This is a genomic window from Dyadobacter sp. LHD-138 (assembly GCF_030929615.1).
Taxonomy (GTDB): Bacteria; Bacteroidota; Bacteroidia; order Cytophagales; family Spirosomataceae; genus Dyadobacter.
Genome location: NZ_JAVFVU010000036.1, coordinates 46763 through 57479 on the forward strand (window position 1 = coordinate 46763; position 10717 = coordinate 57479).

Consider the following 10717-nt stretch of genomic DNA (forward strand, 5'->3'; position numbering starts at 1 on the left):
TTCAACGAAAAGCATTGTTAACCAAAACGATAGGATTATGAAAACGATAATAATTCCAAGTGATTTCAGTATTGAGTCTATCCAGGTAGCCGAGACGATTGTGAGAAATGCGAAGGAAGAAGTAAGAATTCTCTTTATACACATGTTCCATGTCGCTGACGATATTCAGGACCTGCTTTTTTCAAATTACCGTAAAAAAGAATACGAGTTTGTATCGGACGAATTCCGTCACGAATGTGCTATGCTGAAAAATGTTTACACCGGAAGATTGAAAAGCATAACCGTAGAGTTTTTTTATGGAAGCAAACTGGCGGTTTTTAAAAACTTTCTGGATTATAACAACGCAGACTTTATAGCTTATTCTAAAAGTTACGGCATGCCCAAGCTTGGTAAAAGCAGTATTGATGCCCTGCCGGTCATTCACAAATGCGGACTACCACTGATTGATGCGGATGAAATTAACAACTCCGTATTTTCCGACATCGAAAATTTTCGGTAACCATTCAGCTAACATCCGTTATTCCAACAATCAATAAAGCCATATAAATTATGCTTCTTAAAAAAAATATTCCCATTAAATACATATTTGGGAAAATAAAATATGAAGTGCTGCTGGTGACTGTGTATGGACTGGCCATTGAAATTGTCTATAAAAACTTTGAGATCACCAATATTTCCATCAACATGACGGTGCCGACCGTTTTGGGAACGATCATATCGCTGTTGCTTGCTTTCCGGTCCAACCAGGCATACGACCGGTGGTGGGAAGCCCGAATTATCTGGGGATCTATTGTGAATGATTCACGTACGCTGGCCCGTCAGGTGCTTTCGCTGATGGATGATCCGTATCAGCCGGAAAATATCAAGGCCTTCAAACACAGGATTATCAACCGGCAAATTGCCTGGTGTTATGCGCTCGGCAACGGCCTTCGTAAGGAAGATCCGATGCCTTCGGTGGAAAAATTTGTGTCGGACGATGAGTGTGAATACGTCGGAGACTACGACAACAAGCATCTGGGACTCGTACAATTACACGCCAGGGATCTTAACAACGCACTGAAACAAGGGTGGGTCAATTCATATCAGCAAATAGAAATTGATAATACGCTGACGCGCTTGACAGATGCCATGGGGAAATGTGAGCGGATTAAAAACACAGTTTTTCCGGCTACGTATAGCTTGTACATTCATTTGGCGCTCCACTTTTTCATCGTCTTGTTACCATTTGGGATGGTAGATCTTTTTGGATTTTTGATGGTGCCTGTGTTGGTGGTAATTACAGCATGTTTTTTCCTTATTGAGAAAATGGCAATTCATTTGCAGGATCCTTTTGAAAATAAACCGACCGATACGCCGGTACTTTCAATCTCCCGCAACATCGAACGCGACCTGAAACAGATGATGAACGAAAAATACGTTCCAAAAGCATTCGAACCGGCTGCATTTTATATTTTGTAAGTACAGTAGTAAGTGTTAATAAAAAAGTGAGCCGGATAGGCCCACTTTTTTTGTGATAAACAGGCGGCTCCTACGGAGCCAAAATCGGGTTGTGACCTAGATTTCTATAAACAGGTTGCTCCAATGGAGCGACGATGCGAAACATCTGATTCTTTAAACTGACCAGTACAATGTCGCGTAGGTTGCCTGGTAAATCATTATGCAATGACAAATCGTGGTGTTACAAACATTTAATTGATCTAAATGAATCGACTTATTCCAGCTCCTTTGGAGCACCCTGTTTATAGATAACAATGCGCAGGAACCCAGCGGGAAAACTCCTTTAGGAGTTTCCTTAGATTTTAATAAAAGGTGATCCAGATCCAGCGACATCTATAAGATCACAAATTTTCGTGTGATCGTTTTGTTGTCGATGACTACTTTAAGAAAATACGCTCCTTTGGAAACAGTCTGGGGCAGGAAAGGCGCGAGATCTTTCGTGAGTTTCATTGTTCTGTTTAACAGTACTTTACCGGAAATGTCTACAACGGTGATCTCGGCAACGGCGAAATCTTGCCCCACAAGTTTAACCTGAATGTCGTCTGGCGAAGACGGGTTAGGGACGATGTGAACATCAAGCGCTGAAACCGGGTCGTTCCCAAGAATGATTTCATTTAATTTGACTTTAATTACTTTTGAATATTCCGACTTTCCGGCCAGGTCTGTCATTTTCAGGCGATAGGACAGGGTGTCAGGTGATAGAATTGTTTTACCAGTCTGATCAATAAACTCATAGAATTTTTTCTCTTTGGAATTTTGACTGCTGTTTACCCGGCCCAGGTCGGTAAAATCCTTGCCATTTACCGATCTTTCTACCTGAAAATGAGAAAAGTTATTTTCCAATTCTGTTACCCAGTTGAGTTTCACGATGTTTTGCGCATCGGCAGCTCCATCAAAGGAAAATAATTTCACAGTAACTGGAATGGTTACTTTTACATGAAAAACATCATTCAGGCAATTCTGAGCGTCCTTCACGCTGTAATCTGTATCAGCCGTGGGTGATACCGTTACAATTTTGGAAGTTGCTCCGGTGTTCCATACATACTGGCCATTAAAAGAAGCTTCCAGATTCACGCTTTTTCCTTGTTCGATGCTCAGGTTTTTATTCTGATTCACATCTTTTACGATCGTAAACTTGTCTCGGATCAATCCATCCCGACCAATCCATTTTACATCCAGCCGATTCCCTTCAACCTCCAGCATCAGCGAACCGCCCTGTTCTGCATTGGAATAGTACATGGCCTTATGTGGAAATCCGGCACTCGGATTTCCCAGTTGCCCGGCAGAACCCGCCACAACATATACCGTTCCTTTGTTGGATGTCGAGTTTTTGATATAAGTACAGGAATTATCTGTTCCGTCATATTTCCCGGATGACTGGCTGACATTATGAACCGCACCGTTAAAAGCACCGGAATAATCATAAAATCCTTGCATTAACCTGGTTCGTTCATAGACGTGACTATGCCCGCAAAGGATCAGGTCTACGCCGTTGCGTTCGAGAATACGGATAAAATTTTCGCGGATCTTAATCATATCAGTTTCTGTTTCTCCGTTTCTTGAACCCAGTGAAAAAGGCGGATGATGCCAGTACGCGACGACCCAACCCTTATTTTTATGGGCTGCCAAATCTGCTTTTATCCATTGCACCTGTTTCCCGAGCGTATCATAAAGCCGGGTGGACTGATCTTCTTTTCCGTAGGAATCAAGGGAAAGGAAATGCACATTGCCGTAGTCATAGGAGTAATACGCTTCATTTTCGGAAGCGACTCCGCCTGATTCTCCTTTAATCGGCATCGTGAAAATATCATAATACGGCATCTTGTGGCTAAGCTGCAAATTAGGATTGTCATTTCCGTAATCGTGGTTACCCGGGGTGGGGAACAGTGGATATTTTTTTAGGAAATTGTCTTTGTAATGATTGAAAAAATTCGACTGGTATTCGGGATCCGTTCCATGCGAATAAGCATTGTCTCCCAAAAGAAGCAGGGCGTTCATGTAATTGTTTCCAAGATAAGCGGTGAGCTGGTCCCGCACATTTCCCTGAAAAGCCGAGTTTGTACCGCAATCGCCCAAAACACCAAAACGGTATTTTCCTATTTCTCCGCTCACCGGCGTTGTCTCGAAATAGTTATTGTCATCGCCCTGATAAACAACCGTTGCTGATCCGATGGAATAGAAATATTTTGTCTTGGGAGATAAGCCCGTCAGCTTAATTTCATGCTCGGTGACCATAGCATTATCTTCCACTTTTTGGTTGAGGGCATTTGCGGCACTACCGTACTGGACCCGCGACGTAGCGGCGGCATCCGTCCGCCAGCGAATCACCATGCTGTTGGAGGTAGCTGCCTGTAGGTAGGGGCCCCGGATGAGCTGGGCATAACCGGGAATTACGAAAGAGAGAAGAAGAATTAGGAGTATATTTTTTTTCATATCGTTCAAATGTTAGAGGAACAGTGCCTTCGTACGGCCAGTTAAAATTCCGAATAATTTACATATTTTTCATATCATCTGTCAGTGCATTTAAAAATTCAATGATATCTTTTTTTTCACTTTCTGTAAGATTGAGCTTCCCGGATGACAAGGTCTGGCTGGGCATTGCCAATCCTAAGCCTGCACCGCCGCCCTGATTATAAAATTCGACTAGCGTTTCTAATGACCGGAAGGCACCGTTGTGCATATACGGGCCCGTTTTTGCAGCATTCCGAACGGTTGGCGTTTTAAAAGCACCCTGGTAAAATTTAATAGGACGTGAAGAAAAACGGCCTTCATCCGGATCAACCGACGCTTTTTCCAGGTTATCGGTCTTTGTTGTTCCCAACACTTCAAATTCGGTGAGTGTATAAAACGGAGGGATAAGTCCGTTAAAAAGCGGTGCAAAATGGCAGGTTCCACATTGTGCTTTGCCCATAAAAAGATTAAAACCGGATTTTTGATTTTCTGTCAATGCCTGTTTGTTTCCTTGTACGTACTGGTCAAAGGGTGCATTGTAGGGATTCAAAGTCCGGATGTATGCAGCAATTGCCTTGAAGACTTCCTGATCCACAACAGGCTCATGACGTTTTTTAGAAAAAGCCTTTTGAAAAGCCTTTCGATATGTTTTGTCGTTATTTAATTTTGATAAAATAATATTTAATTTTCCGTTCATTTCCAGCGGGTCGGTGATCACCGTTTGAATCTGTTCTTCCAGACTTTTAACCCGGCCATCCCAAAACTGGCTGTGCTGAAAACTACTGTACAGGAGTGTGGGAGCATTTCTTTTAACCGTCGTTATCTGATCAAACCCAATGCTTTTTGGTAAACCATCCGTAAAATAATTTGCAGGATTATGGCAGGACACACAGCTTTTAGCACCATTGCCGGAAAGCATGGTTTCTGAAAAAAGTTTTTCCCCCAGGGCAATTTCTTTGTTGGATGACTTTCTGTTATTTCCTGAAAATGCGTGACTTTGGAAGGCGTTACTGGCGAACATATTATCTGCACCATAATTCAAAACACCGTATTTGTTCGAATCCCAATCATTATTCCTGATCATTATTCCTAAATATTTTTGCAGCGGCAATGCGCAGGTTGTAAGAAATAATAACCGATCGAAGGAATCAAAATCAGGATTTTCGTGGAGATATTTCGACGTCTTGTCAAGATAAAAACGCAAACTATCCGTGTTGGATTTACTTTTGCTGAGATAAGGTATTGCCACTTTTCGGATGGTCTCCATAGCAATCGCCGACTCGGGAATACCTGATTTCAACAACGGTGCATCAAATCCGGTGATGCCCAGCGCAATAATGCGGATCAGTTCCATACGGACACTTTCCAGGATTTGTTTGTCAGTACCCTGGAACTGATACAAAAGGGAATTCAGATCCCCCGAAGCCGTTTGTAACAACCTGCTTTGTTCTGCAAAAGTACTTTTGTGCGATTCGGGCAGACTATCAAAAAGCATGGTTTCAAGGTATTGCAATCCGGCGAGTTCCTGATATTCCAGAAAAGGTTCTTCAATTTCGTTTTTGGGCGCACGGTTATAAACCCTGGAAGAAGTATAGAAAAAATATTCCAGTAAATATTCGATCTTTTTATAAGCCAGTCGGCTTTCAACCAAAGTTTCCTTCGCTTGCTGAACGGTTTCGGGTTTGGAAGAATCCAGATTTTCCAATGCTTTCGCAAGCCCGGAAATCGATGTGGCGAAAACTTTGGAATCATTTCGGAATTGTTCGACGCAATGCGCTACCCCGATGCTGTTTTGATCAGGGGAAGTTGCCGCCATGAACATGCATAGCAAAGCGCTGAATAGTAGAAATAATTTGAAGGTTCCAGCCATATATTCGTCTTTCCTGAAATGAAACCCAGGAAACTGATGGACAAAGTTAAGAGGTATTGAGAAGTAAAACCGGTAAATTTATTGACTGGTATTGAAAAATGGCATTCGCATTGAATATTTTCAGTATCTGCTTATTTTTATACTGGTTATTTAATTGTTCATAAATTATAATTGTCGCAATCACCCCCTTATTCTGTCTTGTAAAGCCTCGTTTCAAACTGTTTAATTGTAATACTTTTGAATTGTTATTTTCCTTACCGGCAGACCCATGAAAACCTTTTACGCCATATTAGCCAATTCCCTTGCCGCTGCACTGACAAACACTTTTGTCTGGTTTGCAGTGACATTTTGGGTGTATCTGGAAACCAGATCCGTAGTGGCAACGTCCGTTATGGCCGGGGTTTATTTTGGAACCGTGGCCATATCCGGATTTTTTCTGGGTTCGATTGTGGACAGATATAAGAAAAAAACTTCCATGATGCTGTCGGGAGTCCTTACGCTGGCCTTATACATTGTTGCCCTGATTATTTACTTCGTAACACCTGCCGAGGTTTTTAAAAATGCTTCCAGCGTCAACCTTTGGCTGTTTATCATCCTTTGCCTCTTCGGAGCCATTACGGGAAATATCCGGACCATCGCGCTTTCAACGGTTGTGACCATATTGATTCCCGAAGAGAACAGAGACAAGGCAAATGGATTGGTCGGCACGGCCAACGGCGTTTCGTTTCTGGTGGCTTCTATTTTTAGCGGGCTCGTGATCGGTTTTCTGGGGATGATGTGGATGCTCGTGATGGCCGTGGGATTAACTGTACTCGTGCTCCTGCACCTGACGACGATAACCATTGAAGAGAAGGAGATCGTACATGTTCAGTCGCATTTGGAAAGTATCGATATCCGGGGGACTATTGAAGCTGTGCGTGTTGTCCCCGGGCTTTTCGGGCTGATATTTTTCAACACTTTCAATAATTTTCTGGGCGGTGTATTTATGTCGCTCATGGATGCCTACGGTTTGTCCATGGTTTCCGTGCAGGTTTGGGGAATTCTCTGGGGATTTTTGAGCCTTGGATTTATCGTGGGCGGGTTAATTGTGGCCAAAAGGGGATTGGGGAAACAACCGCTCCGGACACTTTTTATTTCCAATATCGTTATGTGGACGATCTGTATTTTCTTTACTATTCAGGCTTCGATTGTCCTTTTAGCCGTTGGTTTGTTCGTTTACCTGTGTCTGATCCCGGTCGTGGAAGCTACCGAACAAACGATACTTCAAAAAGTAATCCCGCTGGAAAGACAGGGGCGGGTATTTGGTTTTGCACAAAGTGTGGAGCAGGCGGCTTCACCAGTAACCGCTTTCATGATTGGCCCCATCGCCAAGTTTATTTTTATTCCTTTTATGACCACCGGGGCGGGAGTCAGTCTGATCGGCGGCTGGTTTGGTACGGGAACTGACAGGGGGCTCGCCCTTTTGTTTTCTGTAACAGGGGTCGTGGGACTGATTATCACACTGATGGCCATGCGGACGGATGCCTATAAAAAGCTTTCAAAAAATTATCAAAAACATCAGCCGGATTTCAACCAGACACAGGTTGTTTGAGATTTAAGCTTATGAAAGTAAGTAGCTGTTGGTGATTAGTTCAGTAACCGGATGATTGATAGCTTATTATAAAAATCAATAATATAAACTAATTTTTCACTACTACTTATTTGAAATAGTATAGCCGTTTTTTTTGTTTTAATTGTTTATTAGTCAATGCTTAAACCAGACCATTATGTTTAGGGAAACAAAAGCATTCAGCGGTTTTTCAGTGAATGATCTGGCAAAGGCCAGGCGGTTTTACGGAGAAACGCTTCAAATAGAAATTACAGAACTAGCTGAAATGAACGTATTGCAGCTGCACGTCGCGGGAAGTAATGCGCTGGTTATCTATGAAAAAGCCGATCATAGGCCGGCATCGTTCACCATCCTTAATTTTCCGGTTTCCGATGTCAAAATAGCTGTGGAAAAATTGAAAGCGCTGGGTGTAACGTTTGAAAGCTATGACTGGCCCGGATTTAAGACGGACGCGGATCATATATTTCGTGGGGGCGGTCCGCTTATTGCCTGGTTTACAGATCCGGCCGGGAATATCCTGTCGGTAATTCAGGAGGAGGAATAACTTCAAAGTTCCTCAGCCAGTTCGTATGGCTTATTTTAACTTTTACCAATAAACTGAAATGAATATGGAAACTGTGAAAAGCGACAGATTGTACGGTATTCTTACCCTGTATGATATGCAGACTACATTTTTTAAAAACGTTATTGACGGTATTTCAAATGACGATATTCACAACCGGCTCGACACCAAAGCCAACCACATAGCCTGGCTTGCCGGTAGTGCTGTTCATGCGCGGTTTGACCTGGCCGGGGAACTGGGTGCGCCGGACAAACATACCGCATTTGATTTTTTTCGCGATAATAGGGGGATTCAGGAAGGTATTATTTACCCTGATCTGGAAGTTTACAAAGGTGACTGGGAACATATCACACCGGTTTTAAGAAAACTGCTCGTGCATGTAACCGACGAAGCTTTGGATAAGCGGATCGACATGATGCCGGGGCAGACCATTTCTATTTATGAACTGCTGGCTTTTGTGATGTATCGTGAGGCTAATCTTATCGGTCAGATTGCTTTGTGGAGGAGATTGCTGAACTATCCGGCAATGAAGTATATGTAGTGGCTGATAAGGTACAGACAATAAACCAATTACAAACTTAATTCGATGCATACGGAAACACTTGATGAAATAAACGAAACGCTGGCGGAGTTCAAAAATTTGACTTCTACTTTCACGGAGGAGCAATTAAATAAGGTACCGTTTGAGGGTAGCTGGACGGCCGGGCAAGTGAGCCAGCATATGGTGATGGCAAATAGCGGGTTCGCTCAGATGCTGAATGGTCCGACACGTGAAACGGATCGAAATCCCGATGAAATGGTTGTGAAAATCAAATCTGACTTTCTGAATTTTGATATAAAAATGCAATCTCCCGATTTTGTCAGACCGGAATTAATAAGTTATAAAAAGAGAGATTTGCTGGTATCTTTGGAAGGCGTTCGCACGGAAATAGGAGCGGCTGTTTCAAAACTGGATCTGACCAAAACCTGTACTTCTTTTGAGCTTCCTGTTTATGGATTTCTCACCAGGCTTGAAGCTGTTTATTTCGTGATTTATCACACACGGCGGCATATTCGCCAAATGAAAAATATCCGCAGTGAGGTGATGGGTAAATAGAAAATTTCAAATCATCTGATCCGATGAAAAAGGTAATTTTGGATCTGTCTATGTCTTTGGATGGGTATATAGCAGGCTCGGATGTCACTCCGCGGCAGCCGATGGGTGTTGGCGGAGAACGGTTGCATGAATGGATATTTAAAGGAAAAACACACATTGACGGCAAAATACTTGAAGAGGTTGTCTCATCTTCCGGTGCGGTTATTGTTGGCGGCAGAACTTACGCGATCGCGATTGATGATGCCTGGGGAGGCGCTTCGCCTTTTTCAATGCCAGCGTTTGTGGTAACGAACCAAAATCCTGAAAAAGCGATCAGTGGATTTACCTACGTGCCCGAAGGGGTAACAGCAGCGCTGGATAAGGCAAAAGAAGTGGCCGGAGAAAAAAATATCTGGTTAATGGGGGGAGCGAGTATCGCGCAAAGTTTTATAAAAGCCGGTTTGGTTGATGAAATTCACATCCATATTATTCCCGTATTACTTTGCTGTGGCACGTTGTTATTTGAACAAATCGGGATGAAGCCTATTGAGCTGGAGCGCGTTAAAATGGAAGAGTCATCCGGAGCTACGCATATTTGGTTTCGTGTGGTTAGATAAATCGGCGTCCGTAAACATTGGTACTTTCATGGATAAGATCCTGCTCGATTCAAAGTTTGTTTTGGATTTATTAAATGTGCATCAGTATAATATCGGTTTCAGGTTATTTAGTGAAATGAACAATGCTTATACAACTTGCCGATCGAAATGTTTAAAAAACTGCTTCTGACTTTAATCTTTTTTCCATGTGTTTTTGTAAAAGCGCAGACCATCAAAGATTCACTGCTTATTGAAAACCATTACCGAATCTTTTATTTCAATAAACCCCAGTCTGAAGTAACGGGAGCCAGTCTTATTTTCGCAATGCATGGGTCTGGCGGCGAGCCTCAGTCGCTTTTTGATAAAACTAAAAAACTGGAAGCACAGTCAGCAAAGGAAAACTTTATTCTGGTTTATCCGGCTGGCTACAAACGATACTGGAATGAGTGCCGGAAGGCTTCTACTGCGGCTGCCAATCAGGAAAATATTGACGAGCAAGCATTCTTTTCTCAAATGATAACGTATTTCAAAACGAAATATAAGATCAATGAGAAGCATGTTTTTGCGACCGGTTTTTCGGGTGGCGGCCATATGACTTACAAACTGGGGCTTACGATGCCTAAAAAATTCAAAGCGATTTCAGCGATCGTGGCCAACATGCCAGCACCCGACAATATGGACTGCGGCGAAGCAAAAATACCAATCGCGACACAGATCATCAATGGAACTGCCGATGAGACCAATCCCTACAACGGCGGAGAAGTGAGGACGCCGGGCGTTACTTTGGGTAAAGTACGGGCAACCGAACAATCGTTTCAATACTGGGCTACGCTGGACGGATATAAGGGAAATCCTGTCAAAACCATTTTGCCTGATGCGGATACCAGCAATAATATCACGGTGGAAAGTTATTCCTACCGAAAAAAAAACAAACCGGAGGTAACACTGTTGAAAGTTATCAACGGAAAGCATCAGTTTTTAACAGATATTGACGTTTTTGAAGAATCCTGGAAGTTTTTCAAAAGACAGATTAATGACTAGGATTCAGGATTTTGTT

At 42.8% G+C, this 10717-nt stretch carries 10 protein-coding genes; 8 read left to right on the top strand and 2 right to left on the bottom strand.

Annotated elements, in window-relative coordinates; all coding sequences use genetic code 11:
• The first annotated feature begins 37 nt into the window (after positions 1-37).
• Together RB622_RS23525 and RB622_RS23530 are read left to right on the top strand one after the other, a co-directional pair.
• Positions 38-499 carry a hypothetical protein gene (locus RB622_RS23525; RefSeq protein WP_308049164.1) on the top strand — a complete coding sequence of 154 codons (462 nt, stop codon included), beginning with the start codon at positions 38-40 and terminating at the stop codon, positions 497-499.
• A 50-nt stretch (positions 500-549) separates the two neighbouring features.
• Positions 550-1458, top strand: coding sequence for a bestrophin family ion channel (locus RB622_RS23530; RefSeq protein WP_308049165.1), 909 nt, complete (start codon positions 550-552; stop codon positions 1456-1458).
• Between the two features lie 372 nt (positions 1459-1830).
• Here RB622_RS23530 and RB622_RS23535 read toward each other — a convergent pair whose 3' ends face one another.
• Both RB622_RS23535 and RB622_RS23540 read right to left on the bottom strand, forming a co-directional pair.
• Positions 1831-3930: a metallophosphoesterase gene (locus RB622_RS23535; RefSeq protein WP_308049166.1), complete on the bottom strand. Its 2100-nt coding sequence runs from the start codon at positions 3928-3930 to the stop codon at positions 1831-1833.
• Between the two features lie 58 nt (positions 3931-3988).
• Positions 3989-5818: a cytochrome c peroxidase gene (locus RB622_RS23540; RefSeq protein ID WP_308049167.1), complete on the bottom strand. Its 1830-nt coding sequence runs from the start codon at positions 5816-5818 to the stop codon at positions 3989-3991.
• 268 nt (positions 5819-6086) lie between these two features.
• On the opposite strand from RB622_RS23540, the gene RB622_RS23545 reads away from it, so the two are divergent.
• The 6 genes from RB622_RS23545 to RB622_RS23570 all read left to right on the top strand — a co-directional run bounded on the left by RB622_RS23545 (position 6087) and on the right by RB622_RS23570 (position 10701).
• Positions 6087-7409 (top strand): MFS transporter, encoded by a 1323-nt coding sequence (locus RB622_RS23545; protein WP_308049168.1) that lies wholly within the window; start codon positions 6087-6089, stop codon positions 7407-7409.
• Positions 7410-7584: 175 nt separating this feature from the next.
• On the top strand, positions 7585-7971 hold the full coding sequence (locus tag RB622_RS23550; protein WP_308049169.1) for a VOC family protein: 387 nt from the start codon (positions 7585-7587) through the stop codon (positions 7969-7971).
• A 64-nt stretch (positions 7972-8035) separates the two neighbouring features.
• Positions 8036-8530, top strand: coding sequence for a DinB family protein (locus RB622_RS23555; protein ID WP_308049170.1), 495 nt, complete (start codon positions 8036-8038; stop codon positions 8528-8530).
• Between the two features lie 45 nt (positions 8531-8575).
• Positions 8576-9085, top strand: a complete 510-nt coding sequence (locus RB622_RS23560; RefSeq protein WP_308049171.1) for a DinB family protein — start codon at positions 8576-8578, stop codon at positions 9083-9085.
• A gap of 23 nt (positions 9086-9108) precedes the next feature.
• The gene (locus RB622_RS23565; RefSeq protein ID WP_308049172.1) at positions 9109-9681 is read left to right on the top strand and encodes a dihydrofolate reductase family protein; all 573 of its coding nucleotides are present in this window, start codon (positions 9109-9111) and stop codon (positions 9679-9681) included.
• A gap of 147 nt (positions 9682-9828) precedes the next feature.
• A complete protein-coding gene (locus tag RB622_RS23570; protein WP_308049173.1) occupies positions 9829-10701 on the top strand; it encodes a poly(3-hydroxybutyrate) depolymerase in 873 nt (290 codons plus the stop codon).
• Positions 10702-10717 lie beyond the last annotated feature (16 nt).